This window comes from Actinobacillus seminis, assembly GCF_002263215.1.
In the GTDB taxonomy this organism is placed as follows: Bacteria; Pseudomonadota; Gammaproteobacteria; order Enterobacterales; family Pasteurellaceae; genus Actinobacillus_B; species Actinobacillus_B seminis.
In genome coordinates, this window is record NZ_NLFK01000010.1 from 60,440 (window position 1) to 81,316 (window position 20,877).

Sequence of the window (20,877 nt, forward strand, 5' to 3'; positions counted from 1 at the left end):
TTACACATCCAATCCTAATACTTTACGTCCGTTAATGCTGGCAATATTGACCATGGCATCAAGATCCGGGAAACGACATCCCGCCGCCAATAAACTCAACTCCTGCCACATATCCCCTTCGCACAGCGGTACCATGTAATCACAAATATTATCAGTACCGATTGCTACGGTAATCCCCTCCGGAATCATTTCATCCGCCGGCGTTAAGGCGTTATGGAAAGGCATTAAATCTTCTTTGCGGTTACTGTCGATCCATGCCATTGGGCAGGCAATTATCATCATTTGTGCCTGTCGCATTTTTTCATACAGTTTATAGCGATATTCTTTAGAATGAGCGCCGATAGAAATTCCGTGAATAGCCACCACGCGCCCTTGCATCCCATGTTCAATGGTTTTATCACAAAGCTGCTCGGTTTCCTTTTCGCGCGGCGTATTAAATTGGTCCACATGGACATGGCACATAATGCCTAAGGATTTCGCTTTATCCAGCAAAATATCCATTGCTTCCAATCCACGTCCATAATCCAATTCATCACGATATGGCAAGCCACCTATCATATCAACCATTTCCGAACCAATATCAAACCATTGGCGCGCGGTAGGTTCAATGACACCTTTTAGGGTTTGGTTGGCGAATTTTAAGGTAATATCGTGTTTATATACTTCACGAGCTTTGTGGGCGGCGATAATCGCACGGTCTTCACAAATGGGATCAATGTCAACAAAACTCCCAAATGCCGTCACGCCTTGAGAAATCATAAGTTCAATGGCTTGGCAAAAACGAGCATAATAATCCTCTACGCTGGAGGTTCGTTTCACCTCATCCACCAAATCCCATTTTTGTTGCAAATTGCTGCTGTGGTAAATACCGATTTTTTCCGGCGTCATAGTAAAAGCGCGATCAGCATGGGCATGAGAATTTACCCAGCCGCCTTTCTTGATAATTTCGTCTCTAATATAGGTTTTAAAACTACGAACATGGTTACGCATAATGGCTCCGTGATGTTAAACGAGGAAAGGTGAATTGGTGTTGTAGATATAAAATCCCTCGGAGAAGAGGAGGAGCTATTAATAAAAAAAAGACGAATATTCAATGTCTGAGAAAGCACATTGAGATGTGTGTTTGCAATGTTATGAAAAATTCTCTGATTTTTGATTAATAACATTATATCTAGTCCTGTTGGTACTAGAGGTGTAGTATAAAAGGTTGGTTAATAAAAACAAAATTGGTTTTAACTATCAGTTTAGCTAAAAATCGGGTTATTTTTCCATGAACGAGCTTTCTTGATTGAAAACATCCAAGAACAGACCTAGCGGCGGTCTATCTGATGAGATTTTTTGATAAGTGCGGTCATATTTTTGATAGTTTCCGCGATCATCAATATGATATTGTTCCCCGTCAGGCGCAATGATCACATTCCAACGATAATTACCCGCTAATACCCATTGACGTTTATTTGAGACATTTAATAAATCCACACCTTGAGCATAATCCGCTATTGTATTTTGTAACCCGAAAAGATGTTTCATCAAGGTCGGCAAAATATCGGTATGGCTGGTCAATTGTTCCATTTCACCCACAGGTAATTTATTCCAATGGATAATTAGCGGTACTTTAATTTGCTCGGGTGCAAAATAATTGATTGCCTCTTTTTCCTCTAAAGGCGCAAAATGATAGCCATGTTCAGCCGTCAAAATCACCACCGCATCTGAATTTTCCAATTGTGCCAACACCGGTGCCAATTGTTGATCTAACCTGTGCAACGCTTGATTATACGCTCCCTCATTCAACCCCTCCGCGATATTGAGACTTAAATATGCCACAACGGATTTATCTTGCCGTAATGCTTTCTCATACCAACGTTGGAACCTTTGAATTTCCGTTTGATTATCAGTGCTACGTTTTTTCACCTTATTCATGCTCAAGGCTTGGCGCACCAACGGCGCGCTAAAATTCGTGCTGGAAAACAGTCCCAGGTCGTATTGCGCTTTTCGTTGTTGCACATATTGAAAAAAATCGAAGGCGTTTTATTGCTCAATAAACTATCAGTATATTCTGCGCTAATACCATAAAAAATCCCTGTCGCCCCCGTATTATCATTATTACCGGTGCTGTAATGATTGGTATATTGTGTGGCATTTTCGGCAAAATGTTGCAGGCTCGGCGTAGTTTCCGCCTTAATCGCATCTTGACGAAGACCGGAAACCGTAATGATCACCAGGTTTGTTTTGGCTTGGTTTTGCGGCGGATGTACAAAGTGTAACGCCGCTTTTGGATAATGAATTTCCAAGGCATCCAAACGCCCTTCTTGTTCCAAAGTTTGGCTATATTGGGTTTTATCCAAGAAACCGTGTTTTTCCAAAAAAGACCGTGCGGTCATTGGGTAGGAAAGCGGGAAATTGGATTTTTGCATGGTAATCGGGCGATAAATATAAGCGTCCGCCCAAGCATAGATTAAATGCGTAGCGGTAAAGGTACAAACAAAGAAAACTCCCACCACTTTTAACCATTTCTGGCGTTCCAGACTACGTAATTTTTCCCACGACCAGCGCGAAAACACCATCTGCGCTAATAAAATCAATGGCATAGGAACGAAGAAAAGCTGCCAATTGCGCGACAATTCGCCATTTTCGGGATTGACCAATAAATTCCACACCAGCGAAGATAAATGCAAATTAAAACGGGAAAACACTTCGGTATCTACCAGCAATAAAGTAACACCGAGAGTCGAGATGATCACGGTTAATCCGCGAAACGTGCGCTGATTTTTGACTAAAAAACTCAGTGGAAAAATAAACAGTAGGTAAAAGACAAAGACAACAAAGCTAAAATGCCCGAGCAAACTAATAAAAAAGTAAAGTTTGCCAAACAGGGTATCGGGCCAATCAATAATAAACGCATAGCGCGTACTAAGCATAATTGCCCACAAAATATTAAAAAAAGTAAACCAATGACCCCAAGAAATTTTTCGCGAGGTTTCTTCCAAGTATTGTTTACGGTTTTTAATATTAAACATAATAAATTACGCTAGTTGTTCTCTTTAACGGAGTTCATTAACGCCTCGGAAAATGCCTTCGCTAAAGCTTCGCGTTGTTGCGTACCGACGCTGCTGACCAATAAATTAGTCACCATATTACCTAATACAATCAACGATAAATCGACGGAGGCTTGGTGTTTTTCAATGACAGCAATCATATCATTGAGCATTGCATTAACTTGTTGATTTGAATATTTAGAATTTGTCGCCATTATTGACCTAACATTACGTTGCACAAAATTGCATACCATTATAAAACGGATAATTTCGCAGATCCTAGCATATTTTTCGTAAAAGTGCGGTTATAATATCGCACAAATTTTAATTTTAACGAAGTCGGAAGAAAAAATGAGCATCACGGTAAGCAAAATTGTCTTGCACCAATTGATAAAACAAGAAGAGGGAGAGAACTTAAGCCTCGTCACACAGCTGCGCGATCAGCCTCTAAATATTAACGCTGAAGTAGAGCAAATGATGCTGCAATTGCATCAAGGTTATCAAAATAAAGCCAAAAGCTATGGCATTTTTCAACAAGCCTCTCATTTTGCGCAACAATTAAATCGTTTTTTGGAAGAAGAAATTGATTTTGTCCCTTTCAGCCAACAAGCTGCGCAATTATTAGCCACGGAGTTAGGTAAATATCCTTTTGCCAGCGGCGGGACTTTTGTGTTGTGCCATTATAATTTCCTTGCCACCGATTACTTGTTTATTGCCTTATTAGATAGCCGCATTTCCATGTTAGTGGATGAATACTTGGAAATTCACCGCACTGAATATTTGGATATGACGCAATTTGATATTGCCGCGCGGATTAATTTAACGGATTTGCGCCTTAACGCCGACTCCAACCGCTATTTAACCTTTATTAAAGGGCGTGTCGGACGCAAAATTAGCGATTTTTTCATGGATTTTTTAGGCGCGGAAGAAGGTTTAAATCCGCAAGTACAAAACCAATGTTTGTTACAAGCAGTGAGCGATTATTGTGCGCAAGGTGAATTAACGCAAGAACAAACACAGGCTGTAAAAAAACAAGCTTTTGAATATTGCAAAGGGCAAATCAATGCCGGCGAAGAAATTGAAATCGCGGAACTTTCGACCGCACTTTCGACTCTAAATCAACAGCCTTTTGCCGAGTTTACCCAACAACAAGATTACGGTTTGGAAAACAGCATTCCGCCATTACGTTCTGCGCTAAAATCCTTAACCAAATTATCCGGTTCGGGCAAAGGCATTACCATTAGTTTTGATGCGGAATTATTAAACCAACGTATTATTTGGGATGAAGCGGCGGATACCTTAACAATCAAGGGGTTGCCGCCAAATTTACGCGATCAATTAGAACGTCGCTTAAAAGATCAGAATTAATTTGGCAATTAAGCTAACTTTCGGTATTATCAACCATCATTTGCAAACTATAAAAGGTCAAGATATGCAATTAAAACCTATTATCGTCGCCGGCGTACTTGTTTTGAGTGTAGCGGCTTGTTCGACAGTGCAAAAAGTCGTTTATCGTATTGATGTTCCGCAAGGGAACTATTTAGAAGCGGCAACCGTATCGCAAGTTCAAGCCGGCATGACGACAACCCAAGTACAATATTTATTAGGCACACCCGTATTGATTGATCCGTTTAGCCGGAATACTTGGTACTACGTTTATTTACAACAACGCAGTTATGAAATGCCGGAACAGCATACCCTAACGGTCAAATTTGACCAACGCGGTATCGTAACTAACGTTGAATTGGATAAACCGTTACCGGAAGTGGCATCCCAAGCAGAAAATAATACTATTATTGAAGCGCAAGACAGTCAAAAACATGAAAAAAGCTGGTGGAAGTTTTGGTAATCTATTGATTTAATTTGCTTAAAACCTGCTGAATAAGGCGGGTTTTAAGTCATTTTAAATAAACGAAAAGAGATAGAGTATGGCTAAATTATTAGCGGATGATGATATAGAATTAGTGGAATTGCTCACCAAATTACTCCGCCTAGAAGGACTGGAGTTAGGGGTTGATGATTATTTATCAAAACCTTTTAATGATCGCGAATTAGCCACGCATATCAAATCAATCTTACGCCGAACAGTAAAAAATAGCGCAGAAATCCCGAAATCTAACGTTAAAGATAGCGGTATGATTGAGTATGCCGGAATTACTTTACAAACAGGCTCACAGCAAGCCTTTTTTGCCGGTCAAAATCTCTGTTTGACCGGTACTGAATTCGCCCTCTTGCAAATTCTCATCACCTACCGAGGACAAGTTTTATCACGCGAATACTTAAACATGAAAGTGTTAAACAAAACCTTAACGCCTTTTGATCGTGCTATTGATATGCACATGTCGAATTTACGTAAAAAATTGCCGCCCAAAGCGGATGGTTCCCCTTGGTTTAAAACGTTACGCGGTCGAGGCTATTTATTCATTTCTGAACAACACTAACTCGACTAATTAAAGCCAATAACCAAATTCGCCTTTTTCTGGCTTTCTTTTTTCTTGCTGTTAGCGATTATCTTTTCCTTGCCTTATTGGGATGCGCGGATTTATTCGAATATTCAAACCAACGAATTGTCCTCATATCGTAAAGCACTGACACGATCTATCCGGAATAATAAAATTAGCCAAATTGTATCTGCTGCAACGGTATTGCCTTTGGATAAATTTGACGGTATGCACCCTGTTGTCGTGTATGAAAATGATATCATGGGCGCCTTACCGGATGAAATCGAGCCAATAAAAACCTTTATGAACCGCTCAACAAATCCACTCATTCCCTTAAAGAAAACCTTCTATGACATTCAAGTTGCGGGACCTTTTATGGTCTATTTATCCGCTGGTGATGAAGATATCCCTTATCATGTCTATTTTCTAGCCCATGTTAATGCGCAAAAAGAAATTATTTCATTTATTTTCGACCGTCCGCATATTTTAATTTTTATCATCATGCTAATTTCTACCCCCATCTTATGGGTATTATCTCACAGTATCGGGCAACCGCTAAAACACCTACAAAGTGCAGCAAATGCAATCGCACTAGGAAATTTTAAATCAGATAAAACATTAGAAACCAAAGGGACCCGAGAATTGCGTCAAGTTGAACGCAGTTTTAATCGGATGACCGAAGCTTTAGACAATATTATTTCCAATCACCAGTCCCTCTTGTCATCTATTTCGCACGAATTAAGAACCCCGCTCACCTGCCTACAATTAGCATTGGCATTGTTGCGTCGCAAAAATGGAGAAAGCAGCGAAACTGCCCGAATTGAGAAAGAAGCGAAACGTTTGGAGATCATGATTAATGATCTCTTATTAGTGTCGCGCAAACAATTACACAGCCATACCTTACGCGATATATTCCCGCTTGATGAATTATGGCGAAGGCATTTCAGAGACGGAATATAAAAATATTTTCAAACCCTTTTATCGCATTGACGAAGTGCGCACACTCGAAACCGGCGGTGCGGGTCTAGGGTTAGCGATTGCGGTAAGTATTGTTAAAGGACACCAAGGACAATTAAGCGCCACTAAAAGCCATTTAGGTGGATTAAACGTCACCTTTAAACTTCCACTTTGGATTTCTTAATCTCCCCGCCTAAACGCACGCAAAAGCCATAGGAGGCTCAAAAGTGCTTTCCGCTGGCATCTCATGAAGCTCGCACAAACCCACATTGATACTTCCCTGATTTTGATAAAATAAAACCTCCAGATGAATGTCTGGAGGTTTTCATTGACTTGACCGCAATTTTAAAAGTGCGGTATTTTTCGTGAATTTATACTAACGAAAAATCAGCCTATATTAAAACTCAAAGTTTACGCCGGCATTGTAGCTGACATCTCCGCCTGATGCGAATGCCACGCCTGCTTTCGCCGCCACTTTGTCATTGAAACGATAACCTGAACCAACTGCAACAGCTTGTTTAGCATTATACCCGCCGACAGCCGCAGACACATTAAATTTTCCGACGTTGTAAGGTTGGAATAAACCAGATAATGCGGCTTGTGCTGCTAAACCACGCTCTACTTTTCGATCAAGTTTATTGATACGTTGATCTAAGTGATTAATTCTGGTTTGATTTGCCTCAATCGCAGTTTTGTTAGTTGCAATATCAGTTTTGTTAGTTGCAATCGCAGTTTTGTTAGCTGCAATATCAGTTTTGTTGGTTGCAATATCAGTTTTGTTAGTTGCAATATCAGTTTTGTTGGTTGCAATCGCAGTTTTGTTAGTTGCAATCGCAGTTTTGTTAGTTGCAATCGCAGTTTTGTTGGTTGCAATATCAGTTTTGTTGGTTGCAATCGCAGTTTTGTTAGTTGCAATATCAGTTTTGTTGGTTGCAATATCAGCTCTGTTGGTTGCAATCGCACTTTCATTCGCTCTAATCGCATCCTCATGAAGCTCAATATCCATCTGATTGACTACGATATCTTCATGATTTTTCGCAATATCCTTTTTATTTTTGTAAATATCGTTGATATTGGTTTCAATATCTTGACTGTTCATTGCAATATCGGAAGTATTCTGTTCGATACTTTTTTATTTTTTGCAATATCCGTTCGAGCTTGGTAAATATTGTTGAGATTTTGTTCAATTAAAAGATATTTCAAATCGTCTCTTAAATTATCTAGTTCAGATACAACATTTGGATTAGCAAAAGCAGTTCCGGTCGCTAATGCGGCAAATAAAATAAATGCCATGTTTTTTTCATGATAAATTCCTTAAAATTAACTTTAGAATGATAAATATTGCCTAATTTTTGTTTATATCTGCAATACATCAATAAACTTACCTATTACTAAAAAAAAAAAAAAACAAGTACCAATAATTTAGTTATCAAAATATTAAAAAAATCATTTGCAAATCAATATTATTAAAACTGGTCATACCAGTTTATATTTTCATTAAATTGCTTAATAAACCTTTTAAATTTATCAATATTTGAAATATGTATGTCAAAAATCGCCGAGATGAAAGCGCCAAATAAACAGTTAACGCAATTTAACAGCAGGATAACACCGATAATGATGTGATTTAGAGGGAAAAAGAAACATTACGTTTAAATTTCAGCGAAGTCTTCATCAACCTAAACAACGAATGGATTCACGCAAGATCACGCGCGGTTCTAAGATAAAAGTGCGGTCATTTTCTTGTGGATTTTTAATCCGCTGCAATAAATGAATGACTGCTTGTTGAGCTAATTCCTCTTTTGATTGATGTATCGTGCTAAGCGGCGGAGAAAGATAGCTCGCCAAAGCAATATCATCATAACCAATAATTGAAATATCCCGCGGAATATGCAATCCTTTCCGCCATGCCACCTGATAGGCGCCCACTGCAATACTGTCGCTACAAGCAAAAACCGCGCTCGGACGCGCCTTAAGCTGCAACAATTTTTCCATCCCCAGCGTGCCGCCCTCAAAACTGAATTGACTTTCCACAATCCAATCTTCCAAGATCGGCAATTTATGCTCTGCCATGGCTTTTTGATAGCCCAACAACCGATCGTAGGCAAGGCGTTTTTGTAAATTACCGGTAATGATCGCAATTTTTTTGTGCTGATGCTCAATCAGGGTTTTCGTTGCTAAATAACCGCCTAAAAACGCATCTCCATGAATTCTGTCTGCACGCAATTCATTCGGCCACCAATCCATCACCACCGCCGGCACAGATAAATTCAACGGTTTGGCATCTAGGCGGCTTTCCGTACACATCAATAACAAGCCATCCACTTGTTTTTGCAGCAAAATTTGCAAGTTTTTGGTTAAGCGCTTTTCATCGTCTTCGGTATTGCACAAAATCAAATTGTATTGATGTTGGCTGCAATAACGTTCTACGCCGGTAACCACTTCGGCGAAAAACGGATTATCGCTAGTAGTGACCAACATCCCGATAGTTTTAGTTTCTTTGACCTTCAAACTGCGCGCCAAAGCAGAAGGTGTATAATCCAACTGCTCCACCACGCCCAGCACTTTTTGCCGAATTTCTTCGCTGACAAAACGGGAATTGTTGATCACATGGGAAACGGTCGAGGTAGAAACTTGCGCAATACGTGCAATATCCTTCATAGTTGCCATGGTTCTACCTCCGAAATATTAAAGGGCGGTCAAAAAATCCAAGGTTTCTTGACGATAAGGAATGGACGGTTGCGCGCCTTTACGCGTCACGCTAATCGCCGCTGCCGCGTGGGCAAAACGAATGGCCTCATCTAAGGTTTTTCCCTCTGCCAAAGCGGTCACTAAAGCGCCATTGAACGTATCGCCGGCTGCGGTGGTATCCACGGCTTGCACTCGAAAGCCCGCCACAATTTTCCCTTGTCCCGCCGCTTTTTGGCTTACGTAAACACCTTTGGAGCCCAACGTAATTAACACGGTGTGAATGCCTTTTTGATGAAAAACCTGCGCCGCTTCAGCCGCACTTTGCTCATCAGTCACCGCAATACCGGTTAAAATTTCCGCTTCCGTTTCATTTGGAGTAATCATATCCACCAACGCCAACATCTCATCAGATAACGGACGCGCCGGCGCCGGATTGAGGATCACAAAAGTACCATGCGCTTTCGCCAATTCTGCGGCGTTTTGCACCGCACTTAGCGGCGTTTCCAATTGCATCAACAAATAATCTGCTTGCGTAATGTCATCGCGAAATTGCGCCACGATCTGCGCATCCAATGCCGCATTGGCGCCAGCGGAAATCACAATGCTGTTTTCGCCACTGTCTGCCACTTGGATCATGGCAATACCCGTGGTCTCATCCGCAATTTCGACGACTGACTGTACCGCAATCCCATCTTGCGCAAACGCCTGTTTCATATTACGCCCAATATCATCCGCACCGATACAAGCAATAAAACTAACTACCGCCCCCAACCGCGCCGCCGCTACCGCTTGATTCGCCCCCTTTCCCCCGAAAGCGATATGATAATCGCGACCGGTCAACGTCTCCCCCGGCTTAACGAAATGCGCAACAGAAATAACATGATCGGCATTAATGCTGCCGAGGACTGTGAGTTTTTTATTCATAATAAGATGTCCGATTAGCAATTAATTTTCAAAAGCCGGCATAAAATACGTCAAAAAATGACCGCACTTTTCAATATGTTTTACAGTTAATATGTAACGGGTTGAATTAAGAGACGAACAAGCCGCCCCTTAATGCTGATAAGCTATTCAGTAACCACTTTTAGCTGTACCGGAATTTTAGCTTCAACCGCTTGACCTTTAATCACTTTGTCCGCATTTTCTACGCCAAGACTACCGATCAACTCAGGTTGTTGCGCGATAGTCGCTGCCATTTTACCACTTTTTACTGCTTTCACGCCATCATCCGTACCGTCAAATCCAACAACTAAAACTTTTTTATTTGCCGCATCAATAGCCCGTAACGCCCCTAATGCCATTTCGTCATTTTGCGCGAAAACCGCTTGTACCGAACCTTTACTTGTCAACAGGTTTTCCATCACGTTTAGCCCCTTAGTGCGGTCAAAATCTGCCGGTTGGCTGGCAAGTACTTCAAATTTGTGCGCTTCAATAGCTTGTTTAAAGCCTTCACCACGCTCACGAGCGGCAGAGGTTCCTGCGATCCCTTCTAATTGAATCACTTTGGCGTTATCCCCAAATTTTTGAGCAATGAAATCCCCTGCCATTTTGCCGCCGGCAACGTTATCGGAAGCAATATGGGTCACCACATTGCCTTTCGCTGCGCCACGGTCAAGAGTGATCACAGGAACCTTGTTGCGGTTTGCCATTGCCACTGCATTGACCACCGCTTCGCTGTCTGTCGGGTTAATTAATAAGACTTTGGCACCACGCACCATCAAATCTTCCACATTGGCTAATTCTTTAGCAGGATCGTTTTGCGAATCCAATACCACTAATTTATAACCCAACTCATCCGCTTTTTTCTGTGCGCCATCTTTCAATGAAACAAAGAACGGATTATCCAAGGTGGAAATTGCCAATGCAATGGTATCTTGTGCCGAAGCAACGCCACTGACGGCAAAACTTAACATCATGGCGGAAGCTAATGTAGTGAGTTTTTTCATAATTTCATCTCCTAAATTGAGGGTTTACGCTTTTTTACTGCCTAAATAGTTATCCGATAATACGGCGACAAGGATAACCAATGCTTTTGCTATCATCTGATAGTAAGAAGAAATATCTAATAAATTTAAGGCGTTATTTAAGAATCCGATAATTAATGCCCCGATTAGGGTTCCCATCACGCGACCTTTACCGCCCATTAAACTGGTACCGCCAACCACTACTGCCGCAATCGCATCCAATTCATAGGATACGCCGGCGGTCGGTTGTGCCGAAGAAAGACGAGCGGTGACAATTAAGCCGGCTAAAGCGGATAAAAAGCCGCTAACCGCAAACACAAAGATTTTCACTTTAGTTACGTTAATCCCGGATAATTGCGTTGCCGCTTCGTTGCCGCCTAAGGCATAAATATAACGTCCGATTTGGGTATGTTTCAAAATGTACCATGCCACTGCAAAGACAATCACCATTAACCAAATAGGTATCGGGATGCCGAATAAATAGCCCGTTCCCAAATAAGCAAAGCTGTCTGCGGCGTCGGAAAATCCAGTACTAATCGGACGACCGTCGGTATAAACCATAGTCACGCCACGTAATAATGTCATAGTCACCAAGGTGGCAATAAACGCTTGAACTTTGCCTTTCGCCACAATAATTCCGCTGACACCGCCCAAGAGCGTTCCCAAAAGCAACGTCGCCACAATCACCAAGATAATCGGCAATTCAGCACCCACCATGGATGCCGCGATAGCGCCGGTGAGCGCTAAAACGGAACCGACGGACAAATCAATCCCTGCGATTAAAATCACAAACGTCATCCCCACCGCAATTACTGCATTAACGGAGGTTTGACGCAGGATATTTAAAATATTATCCACGCTGAAAAAATCAGGGTTAATACCGGATACAATAGCAATTAACACCAAAAGGGCAATAATTGAACGCTGTTCAATTAACAATTTGCCAAGTTGAAACGATGTGTTTTTTTGTGTTGAATTCATGTGATTACCTTATATTTATTCTGCCGTTTTACCAATAGCGGCTGCCAATACTTTTTCTTGCGTCGCTTCATCTCGACGAAATTCAGCGCTGATTCGCCCCTCGCGCATCACTAAAATTCGATCGCTCATGCCTAAAACCTCCGGCATTTCCGAGGAAACCAAAATAATACTTAACCCTTCTTGTTTGAATTTGTTGATCAATTGGTAAATTTCTTTTTTTGCCCCAACATCAACCCCGCGCGTCGGTTCATCTAAAATCAATACATCCGGACGCGTTAACAGCCCTTTGGCAATCGCCACTTTTTGTTGATTACCGCCGGAAAGTAAGCCGATTTGCTGCTCCCGACTTGGCGTTTTGATATTGAATAACTCAATAAAATCATCCACCACCATGCGTTCACTTTGATGATTAATTTTTCCCATGAAAGAAAAATGGGATAACGCAGGCAAAGACATATTTTCTTTCACCGACATTCCTAAAATTAATCCGTCACCTTTGCGATCTTCGGAAATATATACAATCCCGTGTTGCAGCCCGTCTTGTGGGCAAGTAGTAGAAATCAGTTGATTTTTTAACCGCACTTCACCGCCGGTTTTTGGCAATGCCCCGTATAATACTTTCATCAACTCCGTACGCCCCGCGCCCATTAAGCCGGAAATGCCTAAAATTTCACCGCTGTGTAAAGTAAAACTCACATCATGCACGCCACTGCCGGAAAGATGGCGAACCTCTAAACGAATATCGCCAACCGGTTGTTCAATACGCGGATATTGTTCATCAAGGCGACGCCCTACCATCATTTCAATCAACCGATCTTCACTTAATTCTTGAACTTCGCTTTCGCCGATAAACTGTCCATCGCGCAATACGGTCACATCATCACAAATTTCAAAAATTTCTTTGATCCGATGCGAAATATAAACAATCCCGCGCCCTTCCGCTTTTAATTCGCGGATAACGTTAAATAACGCGTCGGTTTCTTTATCGGTCAACGCATCTGTCGGCTCATCCATAATGATAACTTTGGATTCAAAGCTCAAGGCTTTGGCAATTTCCACCATTTGTTGTTCGCCAATGGATAATTCGGAACATAATTGATGACTGCTGTGCGAAACGCCTAAACGAATAAGCAATTTATCTGCTTCGGCATACATTTTGTGCCAGTTAATCGCGCCCCAAGGAGTGGTAAATTCTCGTCCGAGGAAAATATTTTCAGCAATCGTAAGATTACCGACTAAGTTAAGTTCTTGGTGAATAATACTGATGCCGGCTTCTTGCGAATGTTTCGGATCTTTAAAACTTACCTCACGCCCTAAATATTCAATGGTGCCACAGTCTTTGCTATAAATACCGGTCAATACTTTCATCAGGGTAGATTTACCTGCGCCATTTTCGCCCATCAGCGCCATCACCCGACCGGTATAAACCGATAAACAAGCATTATTCAAGGCTTTAACGCCAGGAAATGCTTTATCCACGCCACTGATTTTTAATAAATTTTGTTTTTGCATTTGCCCATTTCCCCTTAAAAAGGCACGCCTGAATATAAAATAATATTGGCATAAGGCGAACATTCTCCGCTGCGAATAATCGCTTTGTTGGCATGGGTTAATTGTTTAAATTGCTCATGTGTCACAGATTCAATATGTATTTTATTACCTTGTTGTCGAGTTAAGGCATCTAAGCGGGTTAAAAGTGCGGTGTAAATTGATGGATTTTTTTCTTTTATCTCCTCCGCAATCACTACTTTTTCCACATACATTTCTTCCAACACTGCATTTAAGGTTTGTAAAAATGTCGGCACATTCGGTGTTAAAGCTAAATCAATACGTTCCACACTGTCAGGAATTGGCAAGCCTGAATCACAAACCGTGATACTGTCGGTATGTCCGAGTGTAGCAATGCAATGAGATAATTGAGCATTTAAAATAGCTATTTTTTTCATAATATCTCCTTTTTTGATTTATTTTTATACTGATTTGAGAAGCGAAATTATTTTCTTATCCGCTATCGAAACGTTTCGATGAGAAATTGGTTGCACTATAAAAGAAATTCCAACAAAAAGAAATTTCGGATGTTTAAATTTGTGAACAAGATCAAATTTTTTCTCACAAAAGGGGAAAACCGCAAGCAGGCTGACGTATTTTTTTGATTTTGTCTTCGGCACTTAAAAGCGCCTATTTTTCACCCAAGTACGGTCAAAAATTTACAAATTCTTAAATAAATACTATCTTTATATTGAAAAAGGTAGGGTTTTATTGAGATAATCTAGATTATTTTTGGGCGATCTTTTCCGATCACACTTTGTATTTTTGTGATCACTTATTTTATTAGAAGATCAATATGTATTAATTAATTTTTAAGAAGAATAAATCGAAAATGGCAGAAAAACGTAATATTTTCTTAGTAGGACCAATGGGCGCGGGTAAAAGCACTGTCGGACGTCAACTCGCACAATTACTTGGTATGGAATTTATCGATAGCGACGCAGAAATCGAACAACGTGCCGGCGCGGATATTAGCTGGATTTTTGATGTGGAAGGGGAAGACGGTTTCCGTAAACGCGAAGAACGTATTATCAATGAATTAACGCAAAAACAAGGTATCGTTTTATCCACCGGCGGTGGCGCGGTGTTATCCAAAGAAAACCGTAATCATCTATCCGCCCGCGGTATCGTGATTTATTTGGAAACAACAGTTGAAAAACAATTTCAACGTACCCAACGGGATAAAAAACGTCCTTTATTACAAGAGGTTGAAGACCCTCGTCAAGTATTAGAAGATTTAGCTAAAATTCGTAATCCGCTATATGCCGAAGTAGCGGATATTACGTTATCAACGGATGAGCAAAGCGCTAAAGTGATGGCATCTCAACTTATTGATTTAATAGAAAATTTTAGCGGTTAGCAAATTGATAAGGATAATTTATGCTGTGTGTCAATGTTGAATTAAAAGAACGTCGTTATCCTATTTATATCGGTACGAATTTGCTATCGGATCCCAATATTTACCCATTAAAGCAAGGGGATAAGGTGATGGTAGTGACCAATCCGACGATTGCACCGCATTATTTATCCCAACTAACTCAAACTTTGGAAACTATCGGATGCCAAGTGGCGTCTGTCTTGTTGCCGGATGGCGAACAATATAAAACCCTAGAATCGCTAAATTTAATTTTCACTGCGCTACTGAGTGAAAATCATGGGCGCGATACTACCATTATCGCCTTAGGTGGCGGTGTGATCGGCGATATTGCGGGATATGCCGCCGCAAGTTATCAACGTGGCGTGCGTTTTATCCAAATTCCTACGACGCTTTTAGCGCAAGTAGATTCTTCGGTTGGTGGCAAAACCGCGGTTAATCATGAATTAGGCAAAAATATGATCGGCGCTTTTTATCAACCAAGCGCGGTGATTATTGATACCTTAACCCTCGAAACCTTGCCGCATAGAGAAGTGAATGCCGGTTTGGCAGAAGTGATCAAATACGGGGCAATTTTAGACTATTCGTTTTTTGCGTGGCTGGAACAACAGATGGACAAATTAGTCGCTCTTGATCAAGCAACATTGCAACAATGTATCGCACGTTGTTGCCAAATTAAAGCTGATGTCGTTGCGCATGATGAAACGGAAAAAGGCGATCGTGCCTTATTGAATTTAGGGCATACCTTCGGCCATGCCATTGAAACCCATTTAGGTTATGGCAATTGGTTACACGGAGAGGCTGTGGCAGCCGGCATAATGATGGCGGCGGTATTATCCGAACAATTAGGCGATATTTCGCTTGCAGATGTTGCTCGTTTGGAGAAATTGTTGGTACGAGCCAATTTACCAACGCTCTCTCCGGATGGAATGCAGCCGGAAGATTACCTACCGCACATGATGCGCGACAAAAAAGTCTTAGCCGGCAAATTACGTTTGGTCTTGTTAAAATCCCTAGGTCAAGCGTATGTTGCCACTGATACTGATAAGGCTCTCGTGCTGAAAGCAATTGAACGCTGTACGCAAACCAACTAAAATGCGACCGCACTTTTCTACAAAAAAAACCGCAAAACACCGTCCGTTTCTGAAATGGGCGGGTGGTAAATTTCGTCTTGCTGAAGAAATCAACAAACAATTCCCAAAGCAAAAACAATGCCTGATTGAACCTTTTGTGGGCGCGGGATCAATTTTTTTAAACAGCTATTTTGAGCGCTATATTTTGCTGGACATTAATCCGGATTTAATTAATTTGTTTAATACTGTCAAGCAAGATGTGGAACATTATATTGAGGCGTGCAAAACCGTTTTTTTTCATCCCGCCGCCAATACCGCCGATTATTATTACGCCCGACGCCACCAATTCAACCAATCACAAAATGTGTTTGAGCGTTCGGTATTATTTTTATATTTAAATCGTTTTGGTTTTAACGGGTTATGTCGCTATAACTCAAAAAATGAGTTTAATGTGCCTTTCGGCGCCTACAAAACCCATTATTTCCCAGAAAAAGAATTGCGTCATTTTGCGCAAAAAGCACAAAGTGCAGTCTTTATTTGTGCCGATTTTAAGCAAGCCTTTACATTAGCAGACGAAAATTCGGTGATTTATTGTGATCCGCCTTATGCACCGCTGGTACAAGAAAGCAATTTCACCCATTACGCCGGCAATGATTTTAATCACTTTCATCAGCGTGAATTAGCTGAGTTGGCAAAACAAGCGGCTTTCGAGCGCGCGATTCCCGTGATAATTTCTAATCATGACACAAAATTTACTCGCGAAATATATCAAGGTGCTAAATTTAAACGGATTAAAGTGCAGCGTTCTATCAGCCAATCCGCGGAAAAACGCGTTAAGGTCAACGAATTGCTGGCAAGTTTTAAAATTCGTCAACCTTAAGCTATTACAACACGATCATATCATCACGGTGAATAGCAACCGAGCCATATTCATAGCCCAAGATTTGCTCAATTTCTTGTGATTTTTTCCCTTTGAGCAGTAGTAATGCATCACTATTATAACGCGGTACCCCCAAGGCAATCTCTTTGCCGCTACGCGTACGGATTTTCACCATTTCACCACGCGAAAAACGCCCCTCCACCGCGACAATGCCTGCCGGAAGCAGCGATTTATGCTGAATTAATACCGCACTTTCCGCCCCGTCGTCAATCACTAGGGTACCGGAGGAGGGCGCGGCAAACAGCCATTGTTTACGCCCCTCCAAACGATCGGTTTGTACGCAAAATTTGGTCCCTATGGATTTTCCGTATGCTAAATCTACAATCACGTTGGTGCGATTGCCCGGCGCGATAACGGTTTCAATACCAGAACGGGTGGCAACATCAGCAGCGGTAATTTTGGTGGACATTCCGCCGGTTCCTAAATTGGTACCACTGCCACCGGCGACAGATCGAATATGATCTGTAATTTTATCCACCACCGAGATCAATTTAGCATCCGGATTTTTTCGCGGATCACTATCAAACAAGCCTTGTTGATCGGTAAGCAAATAAAGCTGCTCTGCTTGTGCTAAAATGGCGACCAAGGCGGATAAATTGTCATTATCGCCCACTTTAATTTCCGAGGTCGCCACCGCATCATTTTCATTAATCACAGGAATAATGCGATTATCCAACAACGCTTGCAGTGTGTCTCTCGCGTTGAGAAAGCGCTCGCGATCCTCAATATCGGCGCGGGTAAGTAAAATTTGCCCAATATGAATATCATAAATAGCAAATAATTGTTCCCAAGTTTGAATTAACTGGCTCTGCCCGACCGCAGCAAGCAATTGCTTAGAAGCGATCGTCGGCGGCAATGCCGGATGATTTAAATAATGCCGTCCCGCCGCCATTGCGCCAGAGGTAACGATAATGATACGAAATCCGGCTTGGTGTAACTGCGTGATTTGACGCACGATTTCCATCATATGCGGGCGATTAAGTTTTGGCGAACCTTGCGTGAGGGTGCTGGTCCCAAATTTAACCACAATTGTTTTTTCAGGTTTTAACGTTTCCATATTCCGATATCTTGTACAATAAATTAGCATAAAGTAGCATTAAATCCATAAAAAATCATCCAATTTTCACCGCACTTTTTATGATTTTGATTAAATATTTTGCGCGAAGCTGGCATATAATAAGCTCAGTTTATTTTTATGGGTAATAGTATGACAACACAGCAAATATCAACCTTAGATAACCAACGAGAAGTCACGCGCCTTTGTATTCAGGTTGCCCTGTTATTATTACAACATGGCGCTGAAAGTACGATAGTGGCGCAAATGGCAACTCGGCTAGGTACCGCCTTAGGCATGGACAGCGTAGAATGCGCCTTGACGCCAAATGCGGTGATTTTAAGTACGATCAAAAATGAGCACTGCATCACCACCACGCGTAAAAACCAAGATAAAGGGATTAATATGCAGGTGGTAACTGAAGTACAACGTTTGGTTATCACCGCCGAACATAAAATTTACGGCGTACGACAAGTTAAAGATAAGTTAAATAGAATCAAGCCATTACGCTATAATCGTTATGCTGTGGTATTGATGATAGGCTTATCTTGCGCCAGTTTCGCACATTTATCCGGCGGTGATTCAGTCACCTCAATCATCACCTTTTTTGCCGCCGCTATCGCAATGTTTGTACGCCAATCACTGGCACACCGACATTATAATCCACTGATTGTTTTTTCTGTGACCGCCTTTGTTGCGACGTTAATCGCCGGAATAGCATGGAAATATCAGCTGGGCAATGATCCGCAAATTGCGCTGGCATCCAGCGTCTTATTGTTGGTTCCCGGATTTCCGTTGATCAATTCCTTAGCGGATATTTTAAAAGGTCACATCAATATGGGGTTAAGCCGCTGGACAATTGCAACGGTGCTGACCTTTGGCGCCTGTTTGGGCATTGTCTTAGCGCTCAGTTTGCTAAATATTACCGGCTGGGGGAATTAAATGTTAGCGTTATTTTTGTCATTAATCGACGATATGTTTTTTGCCGCAATTCCGGCAGTAGGATTTGCCTTGGTGTTTAATGTTCCGCCTAAGGCATTAAAATATTGCGCGTTTTTAGGCGCATTAGGGCATGGTTTACGCACGTTTTTGGTACATTTTGACGTACCACTAATTTTCGCCACCTTCATTGCTGCCAGTGTAGTGGGCTTCATTGGTGTTCGTTTGTCACAACGTTATTTGGCACATCCCAAAGTGTTTACTGTAGCGGCGATTATTCCCATGATCCCCGGGGTGTATGCCTATAGAGCCATGATCGCAATGGTACAAATTCAGCATTTTGGTTTTTCCGAAGCACGTTATGCCCAAATGATTGAACAATTTCTAAACGCAGGATTTATTTTAGGCGCACTGGCGTTCGGGTTGTCATTACCTGGGCTACTATTCTATCGCCAACGCCCTGTGGTATAGTGAGGCGTATAACAGAGGATAAAAAAATGAAATTAAGTTTAATTGTGGCAATTACGCAAAATTATGTGATCGGCAAAGATAACGAAATGCCTTGGCATTTGCCGGCGGATCTGGCGTGGTTTCGTAAAAATACCCTGGGAAAACCCGTGATTATGGGGCGTAAAACCTTTGAAAGTATCGGTCGCGCGTTGCCCAAACGTATCAATATCGTGCTTTCACGCCGCCCCTATGCCAAAGAAGGGGTCATTTGGAAAAACAGCCTCGAAAGTGCGGTAGATTTTTTTAAAAGATCATGCAGAAATTATGCTCATTGGCGGTGGAGAATTATTTAAACAATATTTGCCACAAACGGATCGCCTGTATCTAACAGAAATTCAAACGCAACTGAAGGGCGATACCTTTTTTCCCCCCATTGATTGGCAAGACTGGGACATTGAATTTGAAGAATATCGCCCTGCGGATGCCGACAATCCTTATGCCTGTCGCTTTTTTATTTTAGTACGAAGAAACAAATAACAATCCGCCCGTAAAACGGGCGATTTTTAGACAAGCGAGTACTTTCCCTGCCATTTTTGCGAAAGTGCGGTCAGATTCTCTCGCGTTTGCGCCTCAGTTTGGGCTTGATAAACCTGTTTCAAATCTGCCGTTACTGCCTTGTAATCTTTCCACGAAATATACTTCAAGCTGTTCCGCACTAAATGTTTTTTGCTGTAATACAAATCAAGAGCTCGCTGTTTTTGATTTTCACTAAGAGATTTCGCTCTTCCTCCTAAACACCCACGTGTACGAGCTGCTGCTAAACCTGCGTGAGTTCTTTCTCTAAGCATATCAACTTCAAATTCGAGCAATGCAGAATGGACTGCTCATACAGTCAGGTATTTATTATGGTCTATCTACATAAACAATGAGTTTAAGTATGATAATAATGTAAGGAATTACTTGTAGATACATATTGATTAATATGTAACTAATTGTATTTAAAATGTTTTTTATCTTGCCACTATTTTGCTTAATTTTCTTGCATGTTTTTTGAACTTATGCTGCAATGTTAAAAAATGTTAATACTGGAGGGTATAGTATGAATAAAAATTTTTTAATCTATCAATTTTATAGTTCTCTCATTTTTCTTTATATTAGTGATATGGGAGCAATGATTAGTATTATTTGGGCATCATTAGAACTAACAGGAAACACTATTTTCCTTGGTTCTATGCTATGTATTTCAAGTTTAGTTCCATATGTTATAAAAAATATATACAGGAGAATCGTTATCTATTTCTAATCTTTATGTATTAAGAGCGTTTTTTTTATGTGACTATTTTGATTATCATACTCCTAGGAATAGCAACAGAATACTCTGGGTTTATTATAACGATTTTATTATTTGGCGTAGTAAATATTTTAACTT

The 20,877-nt window shown here is 41.2% G+C and carries 20 protein-coding genes and 4 pseudogenes; 11 read left to right on the top strand and 13 right to left on the bottom strand.

Going from position 1 to position 20,877, the window contains the following annotated elements; all coding sequences use genetic code 11:
• The 3 genes and pseudogenes from CFY87_RS09770 to CFY87_RS09780 form a co-directional block, all read right to left on the bottom strand.
• Positions 1 to 990: an amidohydrolase family protein gene (locus tag CFY87_RS09770; RefSeq protein WP_094947160.1), complete on the bottom strand. Its 990-nt coding sequence runs from the start codon at positions 988 to 990 to the stop codon at positions 1 to 3.
• 270 nt (positions 991 to 1,260) lie between these two features.
• A pseudogene (locus CFY87_RS09775) lies at positions 1,261 to 3,017 on the bottom strand (DUF3413 domain-containing protein).
• A gap of 11 nt (positions 3,018 to 3,028) precedes the next feature.
• The gene (locus CFY87_RS09780) at positions 3,029 to 3,250 is read right to left on the bottom strand and encodes a YejL family protein (protein WP_094947163.1); all 222 of its coding nucleotides are present in this window, start codon (positions 3,248 to 3,250) and stop codon (positions 3,029 to 3,031) included.
• A gap of 136 nt (positions 3,251 to 3,386) precedes the next feature.
• On the opposite strand from CFY87_RS09780, the gene yejK reads away from it, so the two are divergent.
• The 5 genes and pseudogenes from yejK (at position 3,387) to CFY87_RS12350 (ending at position 6,617) form a co-directional block, all read left to right on the top strand.
• Positions 3,387 to 4,403: a nucleoid-associated protein YejK gene (yejK, locus tag CFY87_RS09785; protein WP_094947166.1), complete on the top strand. Its 1,017-nt coding sequence runs from the start codon at positions 3,387 to 3,389 to the stop codon at positions 4,401 to 4,403.
• A gap of 64 nt (positions 4,404 to 4,467) precedes the next feature.
• Complete coding sequence (bamE, locus tag CFY87_RS09790) at positions 4,468 to 4,884, top strand: outer membrane protein assembly factor BamE (RefSeq protein WP_094947240.1); 417 nt, start codon at positions 4,468 to 4,470, stop codon at positions 4,882 to 4,884.
• A gap of 139 nt (positions 4,885 to 5,023) precedes the next feature.
• Positions 5,024 to 5,476 (top strand): annotated as a pseudogene (locus tag CFY87_RS09795) (winged helix-turn-helix domain-containing protein); the annotation flags it as partial.
• 54 nt (positions 5,477 to 5,530) lie between these two features.
• On the top strand, positions 5,531 to 6,436 hold the full coding sequence (locus CFY87_RS09800; RefSeq protein ID WP_236757415.1) for a histidine kinase dimerization/phospho-acceptor domain-containing protein: 906 nt from the start codon (positions 5,531 to 5,533) through the stop codon (positions 6,434 to 6,436).
• Complete coding sequence (locus CFY87_RS12350) at positions 6,399 to 6,617, top strand: ATP-binding protein (protein ID WP_236757416.1); 219 nt, start codon at positions 6,399 to 6,401, stop codon at positions 6,615 to 6,617. Before CFY87_RS09800 ends, CFY87_RS12350 begins: the two co-directional genes overlap by 38 nt.
• A gap of 213 nt (positions 6,618 to 6,830) precedes the next feature.
• Here CFY87_RS12350 and CFY87_RS09805 read toward each other — a convergent pair whose 3' ends face one another.
• The 8 genes from CFY87_RS09805 to rbsD form a co-directional block, all read right to left on the bottom strand.
• Positions 6,831 to 7,532, bottom strand: a complete 702-nt coding sequence (locus CFY87_RS09805; RefSeq protein WP_094947172.1) for a YadA-like family protein — start codon at positions 7,530 to 7,532, stop codon at positions 6,831 to 6,833.
• A complete protein-coding gene (locus CFY87_RS09810) occupies positions 7,529 to 7,726 on the bottom strand; it encodes a hypothetical protein (RefSeq protein WP_094947179.1) in 198 nt (65 codons plus the stop codon). Before CFY87_RS09810 ends, CFY87_RS09805 begins: the two co-directional genes overlap by 4 nt.
• A gap of 381 nt (positions 7,727 to 8,107) precedes the next feature.
• Positions 8,108 to 9,103 carry a substrate-binding domain-containing protein gene (locus CFY87_RS09815; RefSeq protein WP_094947182.1) on the bottom strand — a complete coding sequence of 332 codons (996 nt, stop codon included), beginning with the start codon at positions 9,101 to 9,103 and terminating at the stop codon, positions 8,108 to 8,110.
• Positions 9,104 to 9,121: 18 nt separating this feature from the next.
• A complete protein-coding gene (gene rbsK / locus CFY87_RS09820; protein WP_094947184.1) occupies positions 9,122 to 10,048 on the bottom strand; it encodes a ribokinase in 927 nt (308 codons plus the stop codon).
• Positions 10,049 to 10,191: 143 nt separating this feature from the next.
• Positions 10,192 to 11,070 carry a ribose ABC transporter substrate-binding protein RbsB gene (gene rbsB, locus CFY87_RS09825; RefSeq protein ID WP_094947187.1) on the bottom strand — a complete coding sequence of 293 codons (879 nt, stop codon included), beginning with the start codon at positions 11,068 to 11,070 and terminating at the stop codon, positions 10,192 to 10,194.
• A 24-nt stretch (positions 11,071 to 11,094) separates the two neighbouring features.
• A complete protein-coding gene (rbsC, locus tag CFY87_RS09830; protein WP_094947190.1) occupies positions 11,095 to 12,069 on the bottom strand; it encodes a ribose ABC transporter permease in 975 nt (324 codons plus the stop codon).
• Between the two features lie 15 nt (positions 12,070 to 12,084).
• Complete coding sequence (gene rbsA / locus CFY87_RS09835) at positions 12,085 to 13,581, bottom strand: ribose ABC transporter ATP-binding protein RbsA (protein WP_094947192.1); 1,497 nt, start codon at positions 13,579 to 13,581, stop codon at positions 12,085 to 12,087.
• A 14-nt stretch (positions 13,582 to 13,595) separates the two neighbouring features.
• Entirely contained in the window at positions 13,596 to 14,015 is a 420-nt protein-coding gene (gene rbsD, locus CFY87_RS09840) for a D-ribose pyranase (RefSeq protein ID WP_094947195.1), read from the bottom strand.
• Between the two features lie 434 nt (positions 14,016 to 14,449).
• Between rbsD and aroK the strand changes: the two genes are divergently transcribed.
• Genes aroK through CFY87_RS09855 form a run of 3 tightly spaced genes read left to right on the top strand, consistent with a single transcriptional unit; the run spans position 14,450 to position 16,945 of the window.
• Entirely contained in the window at positions 14,450 to 14,977 is a 528-nt protein-coding gene (aroK, locus tag CFY87_RS09845) for a shikimate kinase AroK (protein ID WP_094947198.1), read from the top strand.
• A gap of 20 nt (positions 14,978 to 14,997) precedes the next feature.
• Positions 14,998 to 16,086 (top strand): 3-dehydroquinate synthase, encoded by a 1,089-nt coding sequence (gene aroB, locus CFY87_RS09850; RefSeq protein ID WP_094947201.1) that lies wholly within the window; start codon positions 14,998 to 15,000, stop codon positions 16,084 to 16,086.
• A 1-nt stretch (position 16,087) separates the two neighbouring features.
• A complete protein-coding gene (locus CFY87_RS09855) occupies positions 16,088 to 16,945 on the top strand; it encodes a Dam family site-specific DNA-(adenine-N6)-methyltransferase (RefSeq protein WP_094947204.1) in 858 nt (285 codons plus the stop codon).
• Between the two features lie 4 nt (positions 16,946 to 16,949).
• Here CFY87_RS09855 and proB read toward each other — a convergent pair whose 3' ends face one another.
• A complete protein-coding gene (gene proB, locus CFY87_RS09860) occupies positions 16,950 to 18,062 on the bottom strand; it encodes a glutamate 5-kinase (protein WP_094947207.1) in 1,113 nt (370 codons plus the stop codon).
• 150 nt (positions 18,063 to 18,212) lie between these two features.
• Between proB and CFY87_RS09865 the strand changes: the two genes are divergently transcribed.
• The 3 genes and pseudogenes from CFY87_RS09865 (at position 18,213) to folA (ending at position 19,985) form a co-directional block, all read left to right on the top strand.
• The gene (locus CFY87_RS09865) at positions 18,213 to 19,001 is read left to right on the top strand and encodes a threonine/serine exporter family protein (protein WP_094947210.1); all 789 of its coding nucleotides are present in this window, start codon (positions 18,213 to 18,215) and stop codon (positions 18,999 to 19,001) included.
• Positions 19,002 to 19,469: a threonine/serine exporter family protein gene (locus CFY87_RS09870; protein ID WP_094947213.1), complete on the top strand. Its 468-nt coding sequence runs from the start codon at positions 19,002 to 19,004 to the stop codon at positions 19,467 to 19,469.
• A gap of 26 nt (positions 19,470 to 19,495) precedes the next feature.
• A pseudogene (folA, locus tag CFY87_RS09875) lies at positions 19,496 to 19,985 on the top strand (type 3 dihydrofolate reductase).
• A gap of 91 nt (positions 19,986 to 20,076) precedes the next feature.
• On the opposite strand, the pseudogene CFY87_RS12740 reads toward folA, so the two are convergent.
• Positions 20,077 to 20,170: pseudogene (locus tag CFY87_RS12740) on the bottom strand (hypothetical protein); the annotation flags it as partial.
• Between the last annotated feature and the right edge of the window lie 707 nt (positions 20,171 to 20,877).

What these genes read in the sequence shown, in the direction of transcription:
- CFY87_RS09770 (WP_094947160.1), bottom strand. Translation starts at nt 990, where the DNA reads ATGCGTAACCATGTTCGTAGTTTTAAAACCTATATTAGAGACGAAATT.
- CFY87_RS09780 (WP_094947163.1), bottom strand. Translation starts at nt 3,250, where the DNA reads ATGGCGACAAATTCTAAATATTCAAATCAACAAGTTAATGCAATGCTC.
- yejK (WP_094947166.1), top strand. Translation starts at nt 3,387, where the DNA reads ATGAGCATCACGGTAAGCAAAATTGTCTTGCACCAATTGATAAAACAA.
- bamE (WP_094947240.1), top strand. Translation starts at nt 4,468, where the DNA reads ATGCAATTAAAACCTATTATCGTCGCCGGCGTACTTGTTTTGAGTGTA.
- CFY87_RS12350 (WP_236757416.1), top strand. Translation starts at nt 6,399, where the DNA reads ATGAATTATGGCGAAGGCATTTCAGAGACGGAATATAAAAATATTTTC.
- CFY87_RS09805 (WP_094947172.1), bottom strand. Translation starts at nt 7,532, where the DNA reads ATGAACAGTCAAGATATTGAAACCAATATCAACGATATTTACAAAAAT.
- CFY87_RS09810 (WP_094947179.1), bottom strand. Translation starts at nt 7,726, where the DNA reads ATGGCATTTATTTTATTTGCCGCATTAGCGACCGGAACTGCTTTTGCT.
- CFY87_RS09815 (WP_094947182.1), bottom strand. Translation starts at nt 9,103, where the DNA reads ATGGCAACTATGAAGGATATTGCACGTATTGCGCAAGTTTCTACCTCG.
- rbsK (WP_094947184.1), bottom strand. Translation starts at nt 10,048, where the DNA reads ATGAATAAAAAACTCACAGTCCTCGGCAGCATTAATGCCGATCATGTT.
- rbsB (WP_094947187.1), bottom strand. Translation starts at nt 11,070, where the DNA reads ATGAAAAAACTCACTACATTAGCTTCCGCCATGATGTTAAGTTTTGCC.
- rbsC (WP_094947190.1), bottom strand. Translation starts at nt 12,069, where the DNA reads ATGAATTCAACACAAAAAAACACATCGTTTCAACTTGGCAAATTGTTA.
- rbsA (WP_094947192.1), bottom strand. Translation starts at nt 13,581, where the DNA reads ATGCAAAAACAAAATTTATTAAAAATCAGTGGCGTGGATAAAGCATTT.
- rbsD (WP_094947195.1), bottom strand. Translation starts at nt 14,015, where the DNA reads ATGAAAAAAATAGCTATTTTAAATGCTCAATTATCTCATTGCATTGCT.
- aroK (WP_094947198.1), top strand. Translation starts at nt 14,450, where the DNA reads ATGGCAGAAAAACGTAATATTTTCTTAGTAGGACCAATGGGCGCGGGT.
- aroB (WP_094947201.1), top strand. Translation starts at nt 14,998, where the DNA reads ATGCTGTGTGTCAATGTTGAATTAAAAGAACGTCGTTATCCTATTTAT.
- CFY87_RS09855 (WP_094947204.1), top strand. Translation starts at nt 16,088, where the DNA reads ATGCGACCGCACTTTTCTACAAAAAAAACCGCAAAACACCGTCCGTTT.
- proB (WP_094947207.1), bottom strand. Translation starts at nt 18,062, where the DNA reads ATGGAAACGTTAAAACCTGAAAAAACAATTGTGGTTAAATTTGGGACC.
- CFY87_RS09865 (WP_094947210.1), top strand. Translation starts at nt 18,213, where the DNA reads ATGACAACACAGCAAATATCAACCTTAGATAACCAACGAGAAGTCACG.
- CFY87_RS09870 (WP_094947213.1), top strand. Translation starts at nt 19,002, where the DNA reads ATGTTAGCGTTATTTTTGTCATTAATCGACGATATGTTTTTTGCCGCA.